Annotated in this window: 20 protein-coding genes, 4 tRNA genes and 1 pseudogene; 18 read left to right on the top strand and 7 right to left on the bottom strand. The window is 66.3% G+C overall.

What is annotated here, in order from left to right:
* Positions 1-22: 22 nt before the first annotated feature.
* From IG75_RS0134885 to IG75_RS36850, 3 genes are all read right to left on the bottom strand, one after another.
* Positions 23-730 carry a demethylmenaquinone methyltransferase gene (locus IG75_RS0134885; protein ID WP_030525628.1) on the bottom strand — a complete coding sequence of 236 codons (708 nt, stop codon included), beginning with the start codon at positions 728-730 and terminating at the stop codon, positions 23-25.
* Between the two features lie 108 nt (positions 731-838).
* Complete coding sequence (locus tag IG75_RS0134890; RefSeq protein ID WP_030525629.1) at positions 839-1,981, bottom strand: glycosyltransferase family 4 protein; 1,143 nt, start codon at positions 1,979-1,981, stop codon at positions 839-841.
* Between the two features lie 4 nt (positions 1,982-1,985).
* Positions 1,986-2,549, bottom strand: a complete 564-nt coding sequence (locus IG75_RS36850) for a DUF3592 domain-containing protein (RefSeq protein ID WP_373863793.1) — start codon at positions 2,547-2,549, stop codon at positions 1,986-1,988.
* A 160-nt stretch (positions 2,550-2,709) separates the two neighbouring features.
* Here IG75_RS36850 and IG75_RS0134900 point away from each other — a divergent pair, with 160 nt between their 5' ends.
* A complete protein-coding gene (locus IG75_RS0134900; RefSeq protein WP_030525631.1) occupies positions 2,710-3,216 on the top strand; it encodes a DUF2505 domain-containing protein in 507 nt (168 codons plus the stop codon).
* A gap of 78 nt (positions 3,217-3,294) precedes the next feature.
* Here the strand turns inward: IG75_RS0134900 and IG75_RS0134905 are convergent, their stop codons facing one another.
* Genes IG75_RS0134905 through IG75_RS0134915 form a run of 3 tightly spaced genes read right to left on the bottom strand, consistent with a single transcriptional unit; the run spans position 3,295 to position 5,508 of the window.
* Positions 3,295-3,759 (bottom strand): VOC family protein, encoded by a 465-nt coding sequence (locus IG75_RS0134905; protein WP_051715588.1) that lies wholly within the window; start codon positions 3,757-3,759, stop codon positions 3,295-3,297.
* Between the two features lie 18 nt (positions 3,760-3,777).
* Complete coding sequence (locus IG75_RS0134910) at positions 3,778-4,227, bottom strand: helix-turn-helix transcriptional regulator (RefSeq protein WP_030525633.1); 450 nt, start codon at positions 4,225-4,227, stop codon at positions 3,778-3,780.
* 9 nt (positions 4,228-4,236) lie between these two features.
* A complete protein-coding gene (locus IG75_RS0134915; RefSeq protein WP_030525634.1) occupies positions 4,237-5,508 on the bottom strand; it encodes a geranylgeranyl reductase family protein in 1,272 nt (423 codons plus the stop codon).
* 133 nt (positions 5,509-5,641) lie between these two features.
* On the opposite strand from IG75_RS0134915, the gene IG75_RS0134920 reads away from it, so the two are divergent.
* Positions 5,642-6,664: a polyprenyl synthetase family protein gene (locus IG75_RS0134920; RefSeq protein WP_030525635.1), complete on the top strand. Its 1,023-nt coding sequence runs from the start codon at positions 5,642-5,644 to the stop codon at positions 6,662-6,664.
* A gap of 356 nt (positions 6,665-7,020) precedes the next feature.
* Positions 7,021-7,890, top strand: coding sequence for a zinc metalloprotease HtpX (gene htpX, locus IG75_RS0134925; protein ID WP_030525636.1), 870 nt, complete (start codon positions 7,021-7,023; stop codon positions 7,888-7,890).
* A 27-nt stretch (positions 7,891-7,917) separates the two neighbouring features.
* Here htpX and IG75_RS0134930 read toward each other — a convergent pair whose 3' ends face one another.
* Entirely contained in the window at positions 7,918-8,409 is a 492-nt protein-coding gene (locus tag IG75_RS0134930) for a YajQ family cyclic di-GMP-binding protein (protein WP_030525637.1), read from the bottom strand.
* Between the two features lie 197 nt (positions 8,410-8,606).
* Here IG75_RS0134930 and IG75_RS0134935 point away from each other — a divergent pair.
* The 15 genes and pseudogenes from IG75_RS0134935 to IG75_RS0135005 all read left to right on the top strand — a co-directional run.
* Positions 8,607-8,692, top strand: a tRNA-Tyr gene (locus IG75_RS0134935).
* A gap of 196 nt (positions 8,693-8,888) precedes the next feature.
* Positions 8,889-8,961, top strand: a tRNA-Thr gene (locus tag IG75_RS0134940).
* Positions 8,962-9,031: 70 nt separating this feature from the next.
* Positions 9,032-9,104 (top strand) — tRNA-Met (locus IG75_RS0134945).
* Positions 9,105-9,148: 44 nt separating this feature from the next.
* Positions 9,149-9,319: a 50S ribosomal protein L33 gene (gene rpmG, locus IG75_RS0134950; protein ID WP_011211653.1), complete on the top strand. Its 171-nt coding sequence runs from the start codon at positions 9,149-9,151 to the stop codon at positions 9,317-9,319.
* Between the two features lie 320 nt (positions 9,320-9,639).
* Positions 9,640-10,692 carry a fused (3R)-hydroxyacyl-ACP dehydratase subunits HadA/HadB gene (locus IG75_RS0134955; protein ID WP_030525638.1) on the top strand — a complete coding sequence of 351 codons (1,053 nt, stop codon included), beginning with the start codon at positions 9,640-9,642 and terminating at the stop codon, positions 10,690-10,692.
* Positions 10,693-10,965: 273 nt separating this feature from the next.
* Positions 10,966-11,038 (top strand) — tRNA-Trp (locus tag IG75_RS0134960).
* Between the two features lie 32 nt (positions 11,039-11,070).
* Positions 11,071-11,472 carry a preprotein translocase subunit SecE gene (secE, locus tag IG75_RS0134965; RefSeq protein ID WP_030525639.1) on the top strand — a complete coding sequence of 134 codons (402 nt, stop codon included), beginning with the start codon at positions 11,071-11,073 and terminating at the stop codon, positions 11,470-11,472.
* A 115-nt stretch (positions 11,473-11,587) separates the two neighbouring features.
* Positions 11,588-12,364 (top strand): transcription termination/antitermination protein NusG, encoded by a 777-nt coding sequence (gene nusG / locus IG75_RS0134970; protein ID WP_030525640.1) that lies wholly within the window; start codon positions 11,588-11,590, stop codon positions 12,362-12,364.
* Between the two features lie 82 nt (positions 12,365-12,446).
* The gene (gene rplK / locus IG75_RS0134975) at positions 12,447-12,881 is read left to right on the top strand and encodes a 50S ribosomal protein L11 (protein ID WP_030525641.1); all 435 of its coding nucleotides are present in this window, start codon (positions 12,447-12,449) and stop codon (positions 12,879-12,881) included.
* A gap of 160 nt (positions 12,882-13,041) precedes the next feature.
* Positions 13,042-13,755 carry a 50S ribosomal protein L1 gene (rplA, locus tag IG75_RS0134980; RefSeq protein WP_030525642.1) on the top strand — a complete coding sequence of 238 codons (714 nt, stop codon included), beginning with the start codon at positions 13,042-13,044 and terminating at the stop codon, positions 13,753-13,755.
* Positions 13,756-13,892: 137 nt separating this feature from the next.
* The gene (locus IG75_RS36855) at positions 13,893-14,456 is read left to right on the top strand and encodes an NADPH-dependent FMN reductase (RefSeq protein ID WP_051715555.1); all 564 of its coding nucleotides are present in this window, start codon (positions 13,893-13,895) and stop codon (positions 14,454-14,456) included.
* Between the two features lie 340 nt (positions 14,457-14,796).
* Positions 14,797-15,336: a 50S ribosomal protein L10 gene (rplJ, locus tag IG75_RS0134990; RefSeq protein ID WP_030525644.1), complete on the top strand. Its 540-nt coding sequence runs from the start codon at positions 14,797-14,799 to the stop codon at positions 15,334-15,336.
* A 94-nt stretch (positions 15,337-15,430) separates the two neighbouring features.
* Positions 15,431-15,811, top strand: coding sequence for a 50S ribosomal protein L7/L12 (gene rplL, locus IG75_RS0134995; protein ID WP_030525645.1), 381 nt, complete (start codon positions 15,431-15,433; stop codon positions 15,809-15,811).
* A gap of 259 nt (positions 15,812-16,070) precedes the next feature.
* The gene (locus IG75_RS0135000; RefSeq protein WP_245713460.1) at positions 16,071-17,153 is read left to right on the top strand and encodes an ABC transporter ATP-binding protein; all 1,083 of its coding nucleotides are present in this window, start codon (positions 16,071-16,073) and stop codon (positions 17,151-17,153) included.
* A 558-nt stretch (positions 17,154-17,711) separates the two neighbouring features.
* Positions 17,712-19,511, top strand: a pseudogene (locus IG75_RS0135005) (DNA-directed RNA polymerase subunit beta); the annotation flags it as partial.

A 19,511-nucleotide genomic window follows, 5' to 3' on the forward strand; every position in this document is an offset into this window, starting at 1 on the left:
AACCCGGCCGATACCGAGCGTTTCAGCCGCCGAGCTTGTATCCCCGGTGCAGTGCGACCACGCCGCCGGTCAGATTGCGCCATTTCACCCCGGACCACCCGGCATCGGCGACCCGGCGGCCCAACTGCCGCTGGTTCGGCCAGGCCCGGATGGATTCGGCCAGGTAGACGTAGGCGTCCGGATTACTGCTCACCGACCGGGCCACCTTCGGCAACGCCTTCATCAGGTATTCCATGTACAGGGTCTTGAACCCCGGAATGATCGGGGTGGAGAACTCACAGATGACCAACCGGCCGCCGGGTTTGGTCACCCGCAGCATTTCCCGCAGCGCGAGATCGGTATCGGCCACATTGCGCAGCCCGAACGAGATGGTCACCGCGTCGAAGGAATTGTCGGCGAAGGGCAGCGCCATGGCGTCTCCGGCGACCATCGGCACCTTCCGGAACCGGCCGGCGGCCAGCATGCCCTGCGAGAAATCGGCGGCCACGCACCACGCGCCGGAGCGGCCCAGTTCCACAGTGGAGACCCCGGTGCCGGCGGCCAGGTCGAGCACCCGTTCACCCGGGCGCGGGCCGATGGCCTTGCGAGTCATCCAGCGCCAGTAGCGGTCCTGGCCGGCCGAGATCACGGTGTTGGTCAGGTCGTATCGTCGCGCCACCCCGTCGAACATCGACGCGACCTCGTGCGGTTGTTTGTCCAGCGAGGCCCGGACCGATTGTGTTTTCACCACATCCCGACCCTAATGGGCGCAGCCGGGCAAGGCCCATCCCCAGTCCGCGCATGGCCGCAGCGAGGCGGAGGTACGCCTGATGGGCACGGGGTGGTCTGCCGCGTCCGGTCATGCCGAGCGTGACAACCGGTATCCGGTGCCGATCACCTCGGCGTAGTGGTTCATGAGTTCGGTGCAGATGGCGGGCCACGTGCGGTGCAGCACCGATTTGCGGGCCGCCCCGGCGAACCGTTCGCGCACCTGCGCATCCTGGAGCGCCGCGACGGTGCCGGGCAGCAGTTCGGTGAAATCCCGCACCGGGAGCAGATAGCCGTTGCGGCAGGGCGCGATCAGGTCACGCGGCCCGCCGGCGTCGGGACCGACGACCGGGACACCGGACGCCAGCGCTTCCTGCACGCCCTGACAGAACGTCTCGTGCTCACCCGGATGCACCATCACGTCCAGGCTCGCGTAGGCCCGGGCGAGCTCGTGGCCGCCGAGTTCGCCGGTGAAGATGGCGCCCGGCAGCAGACCGGCGAGTTTCTGCCGCTCCGGACCGTCGCCCACGATCACCAGCTGTACCGAGGGGTCGTGGGCCAGTACCGAGAGCCGGTCCACATGCTTTTCCGGGGCCAGCCGGCCGACAAAACCGACCAGCAGTTTCCCGGTACCGCCGAGCCACCGCCCGCGCAGCTCTTCGCTACGCGCGGCCGGGGTGAACCGCACCGTATCGACTCCGCGACCCCAGGTGTGCACCCGGGGGATCCCGTGCCGGGCCAGGTCCTCGACCGCCGCACTCGACGGCGCCAGCGTCCGGACCGCGCCCTCGTGGATGCGCCGGGTCCAGCCCCAGGCGGCGCGGGCCGCCAGACCCAGCCCATAACTCTTCGCGAAACCCGCCACATCGGTCTGGTACACCGCCACCGCGGGCAGGTCCAGCCGCAACGCCGCCGCCATCCCGCCCGCGCCGAGTAGGAACGGTGAGGCCAGATGCACCACATCGGGATCGAAATCGTCCAGTACGCCGACCATGCCCGGCTGCGGCAGGCCCACCGGCAGCGAACTGATCTTCGGCACCATCACCGCCGGGACCCGGTGGACCGGGAACCGCCCGTGGTGCCGGGGAGCGGGCGGCTGCCCGCGCAACGTATCGGGCGCGATGACGAGAGCGTCGTGCCCGTGCTGATGCAGATGATCCAGCACTCGCAGTACCGAGTTCACGACGCCGTTCATATTCGGGAGAAACGACTCCGCAACGATGGCTACGCGCACTCGCTCAGTCTGCGCGGTCGCGGTCCCCCGGGACGCGTCGCCGATATGACGCCGGATCGAAGATCGGGCGAACACTCATCGAACCGGTCGCCGCCCGCATCAGCAGCCACAGTGTCGGCAGGGTGAGAGCCCAGGTCACGGCCAGTACCGACAGCGCCGGCAGCACCGCGACCCGCACATCGCGGCCCGCGACCCGGACCAGGTCGGGATCGGCGCGGCTGTATTCGACATTGATCCGCTCGCCCGCGGTCAGGTTGGTCGGATAGAGCACGCCGACCTTCGGATTGTGGGTGACGCCGTCGGGGGTCACGTACATCACCGCCGAGCGCAGCCGGCCGGCGGACAGCACCTCGCCGGTGGTTTCGCCCTTGTCGGATTCGATCAGATAGTCGTTGCGCCAGGCGGCCAGAAACAGCAGCACCACCAGCACACTCACCGATAACGCGGTGATCACCACGCCGACGCACACCTTGCGCAGCCGTTCGGCCCGGGCGGATCGGACGGCCGGGTCCGGCGCGCGCACCGGTTCGACAACGGGCTCCGGGTCCGCGACCGGCGGCGCGACCATCTCTGCCTGCTCGGGCACGCTGCCTCCTCCGGAATCGTTGGTGGCCGGGGCGGCTGTGCCGTCGCGCACACCGTCGCCCGGGTAACCGGGGTCGCGCGGTCCGCGGCGGCTGGTTTCCGGCACCGCAACAGGCTAGCGGGGTCGGCTAGGGTGAGCGCTCATGGCCCGAAAATTCGGCTTCACGCTGTCCTATCCGATCCCGGTGTCCGAACTGCACGCCGCGCTCACCGGAGAAGAAATGTGGCGAGACCGGTTCACCGGCGCCCCGACGGCCACCCTCGACCTGTCCCACCCCGGTGGCCCGGGCACCGCCCGTATCCAGATGAGCGAAACGGTCCGGCAGGACAAGATCCCCGGCATCGTGCGCAAGGTGCTCAAGAGCGAACTGGTCGTCACCCGTATCGACAATTGGCAGGCCCTCGACGGGTCCACCGCGGCGGGGACCTTCGAAGGCACCTCCTCGGCCATTCCCTCGGAGATGAAGGGCACCTACGAACTGCGCCCCACCGCAGAGGGCTCGGAGGTGGTGATCTCCGGTTCGGTGAAGGTCAAGGTTCCGCTGGTCGGCGGGGCCATCGAACCGCTCGCCGAGCAGTTGCAGCGCGGGGTCGCCGAGAGTGAACGCAAGTACATCGTCAAATGGTTCGAAGATCGCGCCGAGGCCTGACAGTCCTCCGGGGCCGCGCGGTACGCGCGGCCCCGGACCTACATCGCAGTTCCGGCTCGGCGGGCCGGGCCGCCGGTTTCAGAGTTCGGCGCCGGTAGGGTCCGCCGCCGCCGCGGCGGCGGCCGTGGGATCGAACTCCTTCGACTCGACCAGCACCAGCCAGTTCCCCGAATTGTCGCGGAAAACCGCTTCCACACCGTAGGGCCGCTCCGACGGGGGCTGGACGAAATCGACACCCTTCGCGGTGAGTTCCGCATAGGCCCTACGACAGTCCTGAGTGCTCAGTCCCAGCGAGCCGTGGCTGCCGCCGGCCAGCGACCTGCTGATCGCGTCGGCGAGATTCTCGTCCAGGGGCGGTCCGGGCAGCATCAGGGTGACCTCGAGTTCCCGGTGGTCGGGGTGGGCGACGGTCACCCAGCGGAAACCGTTGTCTCCCATCTGGATATCGGCGGTCTCCACGAAGCCGAGGGTTTCGATGTACCAGTTCTTGGCCGCTGTCTGATCGGTCACGTACACGGTGACCAGGGAGATATTCGAAATGATCGGAGGCATGGTCCGAGACTATGGGCGGACCGGGCCGCCGGGCTTCTCCGAAATTGCGGTATCGCGGCGGCGATCGGACAACCCGTGCATGAAGATGTAGCAGCCCGGGATCCGGGGCGCGCCGTCGGCGAATTTCGCCTGGTATGCCGAAGGTGAAACACCCACCAGTTCGGTGAATTTCCGGGAGAACGAACCCAGACTGCTGTATCCGACGAGCAGGCAGACCTCGGTCACCGTGGTGTTGGTGGCACGCAGCAGATCCTGCGCCCGCTCGATCCGGCGCTCGGCCAGGTACACCGCGGGTGTCCTGCCGTAGGTGGCCGCGAAACAGCGCAGGAAATGGTATTTCGATACGCCGGCGGCCGCGGCCATACCGTCGAGGTCCAGCGGCCGGGCGTACTCGCGGTCGACGAGATCACGGGCCCGCCGCAGATGCGGGAGCAGATCCCGCGGTACCGGCCGCACCACCACGGCGTCCTAACAGAAGGGCGCGAGGTCGTCGAACCGCATCGACGCCCGGCCCGCCGTGCGCCATGCGCGGGCGGTGAGGTCCACGTCCTCGTCGGTGACCAGATTGCCCATCACCCGGACCGCGGTGCGCTGCAGGAATTTCGAACGCATCACCGGTGGGCCGCCGATCGGGACCATCCGCGGGTGGGTGGCCAGCCCGGCGATCCGCCGCGCCACCGAATAGGTGCGGCCGTATTTCGCGCGCAGCAGTTCCGGCCACACCCGGGTGAGGTCGGGCTCGTCGAGCAGGTCGGCGAGCATATGCCCGCCCTCCAGGCCGTAGTCGATTCCTTCACCGTTCAGCGGGTTCACACAGCCGGCGGCATCGCCGAGCAGCGCCCAGTTGCGGCCCGCGATACCGGAGACCGCGCCACCCATCGGCAGCAGCGCCGAGGAGACCGCGCGCACCGAACCGCTCAGTTCCCATTCGTCGCGTCGCAGCTTCGTGTAGTGCTCGAGCAGTGGTTTCAACGCGATATGTGAGGGCCTGCGTTCGGTGGCCAGCGAGCCGACACCGATATTCACCTCGCCGTTGGCCAGCGGGAAGACCCAGCCGTAGCCGGGTACCAGCTCGTTTTCCGCATTGCGCAACTCCAGATGCGAGGTGATCCACTGATCGTCGCTGCGGCCGGAGGAGATATAGGCGCGCGCCGCCACCCCGTAGGCGTAGCGGCGATGCCAGGTGCGGCCGAGCAGTTTGCCGACCGGGGACCGCACCCCGTCGGCGACGATCAGGGTGCGGCAGCCGATCTCGTGCGAAGCCGTCCCCACCCGCACGGTCACCCCGGTCACCCGGTCGCCGTCGCGCGCCACCGCCACGACCTTCGCGCCGTCGCGCATCCGCGCCCCGGATTTCACCGCGGTATCGCGCAGTTTGTCGTCCAGTTCGGTGCGCGGGATCGCACTGCCGTAGGTGGGGAACGAACCACCCGGCCACGGCAGCAGCGCCTCGGCGCCGAAACCGGTCATCCGCAGACCGTGGTTGACGGTGTGCGCCCGCACCCATTCGCCCAGCCCGAGATGCTCGAGTTCCGCGGTGGCACGCGGGGTCAGGCCGTCACCGCAGGTCTTGTCCCGGGGGAAGGTCGCGGAATCCACCAGCAGCACATCGCGACCCGCGCGCGCGGCCCACGCCGCGGCCGCCGAACCCGCGGGACCCGCGCCCACCACCAGCACCTCGACGTGTGCGGGCAGCGCGTCCCGGTCGGCTTCGGAAGGTGTGGCTTCGGGTGCACCCATGCGGTCAATAGTTACAGGCCGTCGGTAGTGATGTCGATGGCGGTACGGTGCAGGGTGACGGTGTTCATGGGCGTTCCGACGTGAACACGCTAGGTTCATCACCGTGGGGTCGGACGCGTCCTTGGGAGAAGGTATGAGCACATCTGCTGTGAGCGAAGCCGGCACGGTGGTGGCGGGGGTGGACCTCGGGGACCCCGCGCTCGCCGAGACCGTACGCAACGGCCTCGAGGAAGTCGAGAAACTGCTGGTCGAGGAGCTGTCCTCCGGAGCGGCCTTCCTCCAGGAGGCCGCGCTGCACCTCGCCAAGGCCGGCGGAAAACGATTCCGGCCGCTGTTCACCATTCTCACCGGCCAGTTGGGCCCCCGCCCCGGTGATCCGGACCTGGTCACCGCGGGCACCGTGGTCGAACTCGTCCATCTGGCCACGCTCTACCACGACGACGTCATGGACGAGGCCACCATGCGCCGCGGCGCGACGAGCGTGAACTCCCGCTGGGGCAACAGTGTGGCCATCCTCGCCGGGGACTATCTGTTCGCGCACGCCTCACGGCTGACCTCCACCCTGGGCCCCGATGCCGTCCGCATCATCGCGGAAACCTTCGCCGAACTGGTCACCGGCCAGATGCGCGAAACCATGGGCGCCCGCGAAGAGAGCGACCCCGTGGCCCACTATCTGCGCGTGGTCTGGGAGAAAACCGGTTCGCTGATCGCGGCCTCCGGCCGTTTCGGCGGGACCTTCTCCGGCGCGGACAGCGACCATGTGGAACGCCTCGCCCGCCTCGGCGACGCCGTCGGCACCGCCTTCCAGATCTCCGACGACATCATCGATATCTCCTCGGAGTCGGCTCAGTCCGGCAAAACCCCGGGCACCGACCTGCGCGAGGGTGTCCACACCCTCCCCGTCCTCTACGCGCTGCGCGACGAAGGCCCCGACGGCGACCGCCTCCGGACCCTGTTGGCAAAACCCTTGGAATCGGATGCCGAGGTGGCCGAGGCACTGGACCTGCTCGGCCGTTCGCCGGGTATGACCCGGGCGAAGGAGAAGCTGCGCGAATACGCCGATATCGCCCACGCGGAGCTGAAGGCCCTCCCGGCGGGCCCCGCCAACGACGCCCTGGTGCAGTTGGTCCAGTACACCATCGAACGGGTCGGCTGAGTATTCGGCGCCTGGCGCGGGAATGGGGCGGTCCGGGCCGGATGCCGACTCGACCACCCGCCGGCCTCGCGTCTGATCGCTTTCCCGAACAGGAGCACCCGCTCGGTGCCGAGTCTTACGAGGCCCTGAAAGGGTCGAGGCCCGTCCCGCCGTTCAGGCCTCGAAAGCGCATGAGCCGAAGGCTCGAGTCCCGAGGCCTGAACGGCGGGACCTTCGGGGGCTCGACCTCGCGGCGCCGAAGGCGCCGCCAATAAACCCAGCACAGGAACTTCGGGGTGCCTGAGCTCGTTGTCCTCCTGTAGCGGTTCTGGCCGAAATTCGCGCGTCCGGTCGCGCGCCACGTATACAGGAGTGCTATGCACGGGCACGGGTTTGCGAATGGGATGAAAACGTTCGGGCTCATGGTCGGGCTCTCCGCGCTGATAGTCCTGGCGGGGGCAGCGTTCCGGAACACGACCATTCTGGTCGTCGCGGTTCTTCTCGCCGTGGCGATGAACGGTTACGCGTATTTCAACAGCGATAAGCTCGCGCTGAAGGCCATGCGGGCGCAGCCGGTGAGTGAGATCGAGGCGCCGGCCATCTACGGGATCGTCCGTGAGCTGGCGACCACCGCCCGGCAACCCATGCCCCGGCTGTACATAAGTCCCACGAATGCCCCGAACGCGTTCGCCACCGGACGTAATCCGCGGCATGCGGCGGTCTGCTGCACCAGCGGTATTCTGCAAATTCTGGACGAGCGCGAATTACGGGCCGTGCTGGGTCACGAACTTTCCCATGTCTACAACCGGGATATCTTGATCTCTTCGGTTGCGGGGGCCATGGCCGCGGTGATTTCCGGGCTGGCGAATTTCGCGTATTTCGCGGCGGCGTTCGGCGGGAATCGGGGTGGTTCCGGGCCGAATATTTTCGGTGTACTGCTGGTTTCCCTGCTGGGCCCGATCGCCGCGGGATTGATCAAACTGGCGGTGTCGCGGTCGCGGGAGTACCAGGCCGACGAGTCGGGTGCCGAGCTGACCGGTGATCCGCTGGCGCTGGCGTCGGCGTTGCGCAAATTGGAGCTCGGGGTGCAGGCGGCGCCGTTGCCGCCCGAACCCCGGCTGACCGCGCAGTCGCATCTGATGATCGCCAATCCGTTCCGCGCCGGCGATCGGATGGCCCGGTTGTTCTCGACACATCCGCCGATGGCGGAGCGGATCGCGCGACTGGAACAGATGGCCGGACGCTGAGGGTTCGGGTCGGCGATTCGCCGCCGGCTACCGGTAGTTCACGAACTGCAGGGCAATCCCGAAATCGTCGCCTTTGAGCAGCGCGATAACGGCTTGCAGGTCGTCGCGTTTCTTGCTGGTGACGCGTAATTCTTCGCCCTGAATCTGCGCTTTGACGCCCTTGGGGCCTTCGTCGCGAATTTTCTTGGAGATCTTCTTGGCGTGTTCGGAGTCGATGCCCTGGACCAGGGTCCCGGTGATCTTGTAGGTCTTGCCGGATGCGACCGGTTCGCCGGCATCGAAGGCCTTGAGCGAGATATCGCGGCGGATGAGCTTTTCCTTGAACACCTCGAGCGCGGCCTTCACCCGCTCCTCCGAATCCGCGGTGAGTACCACTTTGTCCTCGCCGGACCATTCGATTCCCGCGCCGGTGCCCCGGAAGTCGTAGCGGGTGTTCATTTCCTTCTCCGCCTGGTGCAGGGCGTTGTCGACCTCCTGCCGCTCGACCTTGCTGACGATGTCGAATGATGAATCGGCCACACTGCGCTCCTGTTCACTGTTGGATCACCCTGGGTGCTTACGCAAGCTACCTGGTCGCTGCGGCGACGCTGTGCGGCCATGGCGATCGTGGGCAGTTCCGGGCATCTGGCCAGCCGGTTTGCATTCGGGGTGCGGGTTCGTTGTATCCTGCTCAGCGCACTGGGAAAGTGATCGTCGAGATCGAGAGTGCGGTACGAGGCAGGTTGCCCGAGCGGCCAATGGGAGCAGACTGTAAATCTGTCGGTGAAAGCCTACGTAGGTTCGAATCCTACACCTGCCACCAGGAAACCCCCGCCGGTGAACACCGGTGGGGGTTTTCTTCGTCCGAGGTCGTCCGGGCCCCGGCGAAAGCCGGACCGTTCGCCAGAAAATAGGCTCTGACCACCCGGTTTGGTGCTCTCGGTGGTCAGTGTGTACTCTCGTTCAAGTCTTCGAGGCAACGGGTAGGACTTCGTCGGTTCCCGCTGCCGAGAGGTCGTGCCCCCTTAGCTCAGTCGGCAGAGCGTTTCCATGGTAAGGAAAAGGTCAACGGTTCGATTCCGTTAGGGGGCTCGCCGGATTGCCGGTGGTGTCCCGACTCGGCACTCCAAGCCGCGGCGTCGCCGTCGCAGATGGCGTATAAGGCGGTGTAGCTCAGGCGGTAGAGCAAACGACTCATAATCGTTGTGTCGCCGGTTCGAGTCCGGCCATCGCTACCCATACTGATTGACCCTCTGGTTGACCGGAAAGAAGGCATATCGTGGCCGCGAAGTCCACCGATGTCCGGCCAAAGATCACCTTGGCCTGCGAGCAGTGCAAGCATCGCAACTACATCACCAAGAAGAACCGGCGCAACGACCCGGACCGGCTGGAGCTGAAGAAGTTCTGCCCGAACTGCGGCACGCACCGGGCGCATCGCGAATCTCGCTGATCCTCGCCTGACGCCGCTGCGGTAGCAGCGGGTCCCGAGCTCCGCGCGCCGTTTCGGCGTGTCGGATGTTCAAGGCACCACGGTGGTAGGTTCTCGCCGGATCCCGGTCCGGCGACCGGGGTGCTGCGGGGTTCGTACCTACTCGCCGGCGGGGTCCTGGTCCTCGAACCACCGACATCGCGGCCGATCGCCGGCCGTGGTGATGATCAGGCGGCTGCTCGGCCCTTTCGGTCACGCCGACTTCTATCTACGGGCCCGACGCCCAGCCGCCGTGCAGACTCCGTGCTGCGGGGTCAGATAGGTACAGTCCTCCCGTGACAATCAACACCGGTACAGACGAAGCGGTCGCGACGGATACGGATCTCGATCCTGCCGCCCATGCGGCCGCCATGGTCGGTCACCACTATCGTGTCGACGACTATTACGAGGTCGGCCGCGAGAAGGTGCGCGAATACGCGCGCGCCGTACAGGACGGCCACCCCGCGCACTGGGACGAAGATGTCGCCCTGGAATTCGGCTACGACGGCCTGGTCGCCCCGCTCACCTTCATCTCCCTCGTCGGGATCCTGGCACAGCGCAAGCTGTTCGAGACGGTCGTCACCGGTTACGACCTGAGCCAGATCATGCAGACCGACCAGATCCTGGAATTCCACCGCCCGATCGTGGTCGGCGACCAGTTGATCTGCGATGTGCACCTGCACTCCTTCCGGCAGGCGTTCGGCGGCGACATCATCGTCACCAAGAACATCGTCACCGACCAGCACAACGAGCTCGTGCTCACCACCTACACGACGCTGGTCGGCCGCAGCGGCGGCGATATCGATCCGAACCTCAACGAGGCCGTCCGCAAGGTGCTCATGCACGGGATGGACGCCGCGGTCCCCGATCACACCCCGCGCACCCGGCACGTCGTTCCGGCGCCGGCCGTCGGCGAGGTGGTGCCGACCCGGTTCGCCCGCCCGTTCGACGACGTGTCCGTCGGTGACGAACTGCCTGCCCGGACCGTCCAGCTGACCCGCGGTGACCTGGTGAACTACGCCGGCGTCTCCGGCGACGCGAACCCCATCCACTGGAGCGACGAGGTCGTCAAACTGGTGGATCTCGACACCTGCGTCGCACACGGCATGCTCTCCATGGGTCTGGGTGGCGGTTTCGTCACGTCCTGGCTGGGTGATCCCGGTGCGGTCGCGGAGTACAACGTCCGGTTCACCAGCCCGGTGTTCGTGAGCGCCACCGAACCGGCCGAGGTCGAGTTCACCGGCAAGGTCAAGTCCATGGACCCGGAAACGAGGACCGCCGTGATCGCCATCGTGGCGAAATCCGGAGGCCGCAAGATTTTCGGCCGGGCCACCGCAACGGTCCGGTTGTCCTGACCTGGTCGAGCGACCCTGATTGGCTTCTGCCGCCGACCGTGCCGTACACTCGGGTTTCTGGGGTCACCAGCCGATGCGCGCTGCTCTGCAAGGCTGGTTCCAGGCGGGGTTTCCGACCAGTGGCCGTACCGGCTGAGTAGGCTCGGACCGACCGGTTGTACCGGCCTCGCCGACGGGGCCGGCACCTGCCGGGGCGGCGCGCGTGTTGTGTGACACCAGCGCCGACAACTGAATATCGCATGTGGCTGGACCACGACAGTCCGGTTCAGCCGAAGGGGCGTAGCTCAAATGGCAGAGCAGCGGTCTCCAAAACCGCAGGTTGCAGGTTCAAGTCCTGTCGCCCCTGCCCTGGATAACGGCGACGAAGAGAGGATCGACGTGACCGACGAGCGGGACACTCGCCGCGGCGGATATGGCGCCGACGACGGCGATGACACCGCCGCCGTGCAGCGGCCGAGCGGAAAGCGTTCCGCTCGCCGTAGCCGATCCGTCTCGTCCTCCGCATCCGATACCGGTTCGCTCGCGACCTTGGACCGGCCCGCCCGCAAGGGCGAGTCGAAACCCGGCCGCGGTGAACGCGAACGGTCACGCAATCCGTTCGTGCGTTTGTTCAAGTTCCTGCGTGAGGTGATCGCGGAACTGCGGAAGGTTATCTGGCCCAACCGGAAGCAGATGGTCACCTATACGACCGTTGTTCTGGTGTTCGTGATCTTCATGGTCGCGTTCATCAGCGGGTTGGATCTGGCGTTCATCAAGGGTGTCGACTGGTTGTTCGGTTAGCCAGGTGACACCGGCGCCGTGAACCGATCCGCGCCGCGGGCCGGACGCAAGTCCCCGCCGCGCCCGAACCCGGCACGCAGAGGATGCACGTGACGACACAGGAAGCGAGTGCCCAGTGAGCACCCCGGAGAACGACACCACCGACGAGTTCCCGGTCGACGATCAGACGGCCGAGGAGGCCGCCGTATCCGTCGAGGAGCCGGCGTCCGACGCCGAGCCCGAGGCTGCCGACGAGGCCGCACCCGCAACCGCCGACGCGGAGGAGCCGGACCCGGTCGAGCAGATGAAGGCCGTTCTGCGGCGCGCTCCCGGTGACTGGTACGTCATCCACTCCTACGCCGGTTACGAGAACAAGGTGAAGACCAATCTCGAGACCCGTGTGCAGAACCTGGACCTGGAGGATTACATCTTCCAGGTGGAGGTGCCCACCGAAGAGGTCACCGAGATCAAGAACGGCCAGCGCAAGAGCGTCAACCGCAAGGTGCTGCCGGGCTACATCCTGGTCCGCATGGATCTGAACGACGAGTCCTGGGGTGCGGTCCGCAATACACCGGGCGTCACCGGGTTCGTGGGCGCGACCTCGCGCCCCTCGCCGCTGACCATCAACGAAGTGGTGAAATTCCTGGTTCCGGCCTCGCAGCAGAAGAAGGCGCCCGCGCCGGCTGCCGCCGGGGGCGGTGCCGAGACCGTCGGTGAGACCAAGGCCAAGCCCACCATCGAGGTCGATTTCGAGGTCGGCGAATCGGTGACGGTGATGGACGGTCCGTTCGCGACCCTGCCCGCCACCATCTCCGAGGTCAACGCCGAACAGCAGAAGCTCAAGGTGCTCGTCTCCATCTTCGGACGCGAGACCCCGGTCGAGCTGGAATTCACCAAGGTCGCCAAGATCTAGGCGGCGCCTGTGTTTTCCCGGGGCCGTGGCCCCGGGTCGGAGCTTGCAGAGAGCAAGGAACACCACACCCTAGGAAAGAAAGATGCCCCCCAAGAAGAAGAAGCTCGCCGGGATCATCAAGCTTCAGATCCAGGCCGGCGCCGCGAACCCGGCTCCGCCGGTGGGTCCGGCGCTCGGTCAGCACGGCGTCAACATCATGGAGTTCTGCAAGGCGTACAACGCCGCGACCGAGTCGCAGCGTGGCAACGTCATCCCGGTCGAGATCTCGGTGTACGAGGACCGGTCCTTCGACTTCAAGCTGAAGACCCCGCCGGCCGCGAAGCTGCTGCTGAAGGCCGCCGGTGTGCAGAAGGGTTCGCCCGAGCCGCATCGCAACAAGGTCGCCACGGTGACCATGGACCAGGTGCGCGAGATCGCGAAGACCAAGCAGGAAGATCTGAACGCCAACGATATCGATCAGGCGGCCAAGATCATCGCGGGTACCGCGCGCTCGATGGGTATCACCGTCGAAGGCTGAGGCGATACTGCGATACCTCCGCCTTCGCTGCGGCCTCCGCGGTCATATGTGATCCGGCCGCACAAGGCGCAGTGCAGCTTCTCCAGCGCGATCCCGCATTCGGTGGGAGGGCCGGCCAGGCCCGATAACCACAGCTGAACTACGACAAGGACAGAGAAACATGGCAAAACGAAGCAAGGCGTACCTCGCCGCCGCCGAGAAGGTCGACCGCAGCAAGCTCTACTCGCCGCTGGCGGCGACGCGGCTGGCCAAGGAGACCTCCACCACCAAGACGGACGCGACCGTCGAGGTCGCCATCCGGCTCGGCGTCGATCCCCGTAAGGCCGACCAGATGGTTCGCGGCACCGTGAACCTGCCGCACGGCACCGGTAAGACCGCCCGCGTCATCGTGTTCGCGGCCGGTGAGAAGGCCGCCGAGGCGGAAGCCGCGGGTGCCGACGCCGTGGGCGCCGAGGATCTGATCGAGCGGATCCAGGGCGGCTGGCTGGATTTCGACGCCGCGATCGCCACCCCTGACCAGATGGCCAAGGTCGGCCGTATCGCGCGTGTCCTGGGCCCGCGCGGTCTGATGCCGAACCCGAAGACCGGCACGGTCACCACCGATGTGACCAAAGCGGTCAACGACATCAAGGGCGGCAAGATCAACTTCCGGGTCGACAAGCAGGCCAACCTGCACATCGTCATCGGTAAGGCGTCGTTCGACGACAGCAAGCTGGTGGAGAACTACGGCGCCGCGCTGGACGAGATCCTGCGGGCCAAACCGTCGACCGCCAAGGGGCGCTACGTCAAGAAGGTGACGGTCTCGACGAACACCGGACCGGGCATCCCGGTGGACCCGAACCGCACCCGTAACCTCTTGGAAGAGGACGCGTAAGCGCTGTTCCGAACACGAACCGCGAAACGGCGGGAGCGTCATCCGACGCTCCCGCCGTTTCGCGTATCGGAATGCTTCCGGATACGGCACGTGGCGCCGGAGGACTATTTTCGTGCGGCCGGTGGTTGCCGCATTGCGTGACGGTGGTTTTGCTGATTTCCGGGAGCACACGCGCCGGGTCGACCAATACGGCCGCGCTGCGCACAGTGCAGGCGGTGGCCCCGGACGGGATCGAGGCGCGCTGGTACGGCGGACCGGCCGAATTGCCCGCCTTCGTCCCCGAGGCCCCCGAACCCGCCCCTCCCGCGGTGCTGCGGTTACGACAGCAATTGGCGGCCGCGGACGCGGTGCTGTTCTGCACCCCGGAGTACGCGGGCACACTGCCGGGCAGCTTGAAGAACCTGCTGGACTGGACCGTGGGTACGGGCGATCTCTACGGGAAGCCGGCCGCCTGGCTCACCGTCGCGGCGCCCGGACGTGGTGACGGAGCCACGGCGACGCTGGCGAGTGTGCTCGGCTACGTCGGTGCCGATGTGGACGAAGGCAGCTGCGCTCGCCTGCCCCTGTCGCGCACGGATATCGGGGGCGACGGGCTGGTCGTCTCGCCGGAATTCCGGGCCGGTGCAGCCGAGGTCCTGCGCCGGCTCGGCACGCGCCGGCGCCGCTCCGATACCGATCGGCTCGGCGGCGATATCCGCTAGGGGCGGGACCCGGCGCCGGCCGGTCAAGCCGCCTATCGCGACCGTTTTGCCAGATGAGGCAGTGTCCGGCTATGCTCGATCAGGTTGTCGACCAGTTCGGCACCACCAATCCGTTCTACCGAAGACCGTAGGTCGCCGATTTCGTATGGAATCGGTCGAAGGTCCGGCGAGAGTGCCGGCGGCCCACGCAGGGAGAGCCGAGGCTGGAGAATGCGCACGCACAGCCGTGCCGATATTTTCTTTCGCGCCCCGGGACGCTCTGCGTTCGGGGCGCTTGTTCTTTTGCCGGCCCCTGATTCGGTAGGGCATATCCATACCGACATCAGAGAGGAGGCGAAGTATGGCGAAACCCGAAAAGGTTGCCGCGGTCGCGGAGATCGCCGAGCAGTTCAAGGGCTCGACGGCCGCAGTTGTCACGGAATACCGTGGCCTGTCCGTCGGTGCGCTCACCGAACTGCGTCGTGCGCTCGGTGCCGACGCCACGTACTCCGTCGCCAAGAACACCCTGGTGAAGCGCGCTGCGGCCGAGGCCGGCGTGGAGGGTCTGGACGATCTGTTCGTCGGACCCACCGCGATCGCGTTCATCTCCGGTGAGCCGGTCGACGCCGCCAAGGCGCTGAAGACCTTCGCGAAGGATCACAAGGCGCTCGTCATCAAGGGCGGCTACATGGACGGCGCTCCGCTGTCCGTGTCCGAGGTCGAGCGGATCGCCGATCTGGAGTCCCGCGAGGTCCTGCTGGCCAAGCTGGCCGGTGCCATGAAGGGCAACCTGGCCAAGGCCGCCGGTCTGTTCAACGCTCCCGCCTCGCAGGTGGCCCGCCTGGCCGCCGCGCTGCAGGAGAAGAAGCAGGCCGACGGCGGCGAAGCCGCCGCAGAGTAACAGCCGGAGACTCCGCTGACGCTCGCGTCCCCATTCGCGGAACGGTCGACTCCGGCTCGCCCGCGCAGACATTCACTATCGAAAGGAAATATCAATGGCCAACGTTGATGAGCTGCTCGAAACCTTCGGCAACATGACCCTGCTGGAGCTCTCCGACTTCGTGAAGAAGTTCGAAGAGAAGTTCGAGGTCACCGCTGCTGCTCCGGTCGCCGTCGCCGCCGCCGGTGCCGCCCCGGCCGCCGCCGAGGCCGCCGAGGAGCAGGACGAGTTCGACGTCATCCTCGAGGGTGCCGGCGACAAGAAGATCCAGGTCATCAAGGTGGTCCGCGAGATCGTCTCCGGCCTGGGCCTGAAGGAGGCCAAGGACCTCGTCGAGGGCGCGCCGAAGCCGATCCTGGAGAAGGTCGCCAAGGAAGCCGCCGAGGCCGCCAAGGAGAAGCTGGAAGGCGCCGGCGCCAAGGTTTCGGTCAAGTAATACCGACCGGCACTGCCGGAAACGGGCGGTTCCCCACGGGGGACCGCCCGTTTTCTTCATATGACGACCGATTTTCTCGTGCGCTGGTTAACGGCGGTTCTGCGGTATCGAACTCGGCAACCGTGGTTACTCTTCGGTCAGGTCGGGTGTGCTATGGGCGTGCCATGGGTTACAGTGACCGGACTCGCTGTGACGTGACGCACCGCTTCCGGGTCTGTGGTGCAAAGCGGGTAGCTCGCTGAGAAATGTGGAGGTTGGCGTGGGCGTCGAGGTCAGGACCGAGAGTGTAACCAAGTCGTTCGGTTCACAGCGGATTTGGCAGGACGTTTCTATTACCCTGCCTGCCGGTGAGGTCAGCGCGCTGCTGGGCCCGTCGGGTACCGGTAAGTCCGTATTCTTGAAGTCGCTGATCGGCCTGCTCCGGCCCGAGCGCGGCTCCATCTTCATCGGTGGTACCGATATCACCACCTGTTCCAACAAGGAGCTCTACGAGATCCGGAAGCTCTTCGGCGTGCTGTTCCAGGACGGCGCACTGTTCGGCTCGATGAACCTCTTCGACAATGTCGCGTTCCCGCTGCGCGAGCACACGAAGAAATCCGAGTCCGAGATCCGTAAGATCGTCATGGAGAAGCTCGAGCTCACCGGTCTGCTCGGCGCCGAGGGCAAGCTGCCCGGCGAGATCTCCGGCGGTATGCGCAAACGAGCCGGGCTGGCCCGGGCGCTGGTGCTCGACCCGCAGATCATCCTGGTCGACGAGCCCGACTCCGGTCTGGACCCGGTGCGCACCTCGTATCTGAGCCAGCTGCTCATCGATATCAACGCCCAGATCGATGCCACGATCCTCATCGTGACCCACAACATCAACCTGGCCCGTACCGTGCCGGACAATATCGGCATGCTGTTCCGCCGGCAGCTGGTCATGTTCGGCCCGCGCGAGGTGCTGCTCACCAGCGAGGAGCCGGTGGTCAAACAGTTCCTCAACGGGCGCATGATCGGCCCCATCGGTATGTCCGAGGAAAAGGACGAGGCCCAGATGGCGCGCGAGCAGGCGATGGTGGACGCCGGCCATCACCACGGTGGTGCCGAAGAGGTCGACGGCATCATCCCGCAGATGAAGGCCCAGCCGGGCATGCCGGTGCGTCAGGCGGTGGAGCGCCGCAAGAACCGGGTACGTGAGATCATGCACACCCTGCCGCACGCCGCGCAGGTGGCCATCCGCGAGTCGCTCGATCAGAACGACGAGACGATGGTCATGTCCTACAACTCGGGACAGCGCGCCGGTGACCGCGGTAACGATTTCCCCGGGTCGGATTACGACACCGCGCAGTACCCCAAGGTGTAAAAAAGCCTGTTTCGGAAAGCAGCGCGTCGGGTTCGTACCCGGCGCGCTGTTTCGTGTCCGGGGTGCGGGTTCCGGAGCCCTTCCGGCCGCCGTATCCGGCCGGAACAGGGCAGATGCGGCGGGGCGTTACTGATCTTGTTGTGCGGTCGGCGATCCGCAGGAAGCCAGGTCGGCACGGGCACTTGACGAGTTTCGCCGGACCAGTCACGCTATTGGAGGCGGCTTCGGCCGCCGTCGGTAGTGGACGACCGCCAGCGCCGAATTCGTTGTCGGAGGCTCCGCCCGTGGACCGGAACGCAGCCAGCGGAACCGGCCCGGCGCGTCAGCCACGCAACGCTTCGCCGGGGTGGTACTTTGACACCTCCGTATAGGTAGGTGTAGGTTTGGACGTTGCGCTGGCTGCCTCCTGTCCATTCCTTGATCGCACTACGAAAGTCCCACCCTTCCGGTGTTGCTTCCGTTGTTTGCTGTTCGAGTCTCGTTCGGGTTGTGACCAGCGAGAATCCCAAAATGTAGCAGACAAGCGACGGTCGCGGACCACCACGCGACGCGCGTGAGGTGCTGGAAGGACGCATCTTGGCAGTCTCCACCCAGACAAGCGCCAATACGAAGCTGGGAGTTTCCGGGGGTATTCCCGGGGCTCCGTTGCGGGTGTCTTTCGCGAAGATCCGGGAGCCGCTGGAGGTGCCCGGACTTCTCGATCTACAAACGGAATCTTTCGCCTGGTTGGTCGGCACGCCGGATTGGCGTGAGCGGGCTGCCGCTCGCGGTGACGGCGGGCTGGTCGGCGGGCTGGAGGAGGTGCTCGAGGAGCTCTCGCCGATCGAGGACTTCTCCGGCTCCATGTCCCTGTCCTTCTCCGATCCTCGGTTCGAAGAGGTCAAGGCCTCGATCGACGAGTGCAAAGACAAGGACATGACCTACGCGGCGCCGCTGTTCGTCACCGCGGAGTTCATCAACAACAACACCGGTGAGATCAAGAGCCAGACGGTTTTCATGGGTGATCGTGTCGTGGTCTCCCAGCTGGTGCGTTCGCCGGGTGTCTACTTCGATCATTCCGTCGACAAGAGCACCGAGAAGGACCTGCACAGCGTGCGGGTCATCCCGAGCCGTGGCGCGTGGCTGGAATTCGATGTCGACAAGCGCGACACCGTCGGGGTGCGGATCGACCGCAAGCGGCGTCAGCCGGTGACCGTGCTGCTCAAGGCCCTCGGCTGGACCACCGAGGAGATCACCGAGCGTTTCGGGTTCTCCGAGATCATGATGTCCACCCTGGAGAAGGACAATACGGCCGGCCAGGACGAGGCGCTGCTCGATATCTATCGCAAGCTACGCCCGGGCGAACCGCCCACCAAGGAGTCCGCGCAGACCCTGCTGGAGAACCTGTTCTTCAAGGAGAAGCGTTACGACCTCGCGCGTGTCGGTCGCTACAAGATCAACAAGAAGCTCGGCCTGCACCCGGGTGAGGCCATCGACGGGTCCGTGCTGACCCGCGAGGACATCGTCTCGACCATCGAGTACCTGGTGCGCCTGCACGCCGGCGACCGGACGATGACCGCCCCCGGCGGTGTCGAGGTCCCGGTCGATGTGGACGATATCGACCACTTCGGCAACCGGCGTCTCCGTACCGTGGGCGAACTCATCCAGAACCAGATCCGGGTCGGCCTGTCCCGGATGGAGCGCGTGGTCCGCGAGCGGATGACCACCCAGGACGTCGAGGCCATCACGCCGCAGACCCTGATCAACATCCGCCCCGTCGTGGCCGCGATCAAGGAGTTCTTCGGAACCTCCCAGCTCTCGCAGTTCATGGACCAGAACAACCCGCTCTCGGGTCTGACCCACAAGCGCCGCCTCTCGGCGCTGGGCCCCGGCGGTCTGTCCCGTGAGCGCGCGGGCCTCGAGGTCCGCGACGTGCACCCCTCGCACTACGGCCGCATGTGTCCGATCGAGACCCCGGAAGGCCCGAACATCGGCCTGATCGGTTCGCTGTCGGTGTACGCGCGGGTCAATCCGTTCGGTTTCATCGAGACGCCGTACCGCAAGGTGGAGAACGGCCGCGTCACCGACGAGGTCAAGTACCTGACGGCCGACGAAGAGGACCGGCACGTCCGGGCCCAGGCCAACTCCGCGGTCGACGCCGACGGCAATTTCATCGAGGACCGGGTGCTGTGCCGCCGCGGTAATGAGGAAATGGAATTCGTCGACGCCACCGAGGTCGACTACATGGATGTGTCGCCGCGGCAGATGGTGTCGGTCGCCACGGCGATGATTCCCTTCCTCGAGCATGATGACGCCAACCGTGCCTTGATGGGTGCGAATATGCAGCGTCAGGCGGTGCCGTTGATCCGTTCCGAGGCG

Origin of the sequence: Nocardia rhamnosiphila NBRC 108938 (assembly GCF_000720425.1) — a bacterium.
Classification (GTDB): Bacteria; Actinomycetota; Actinomycetes; order Mycobacteriales; family Mycobacteriaceae; genus Nocardia; species Nocardia rhamnosiphila.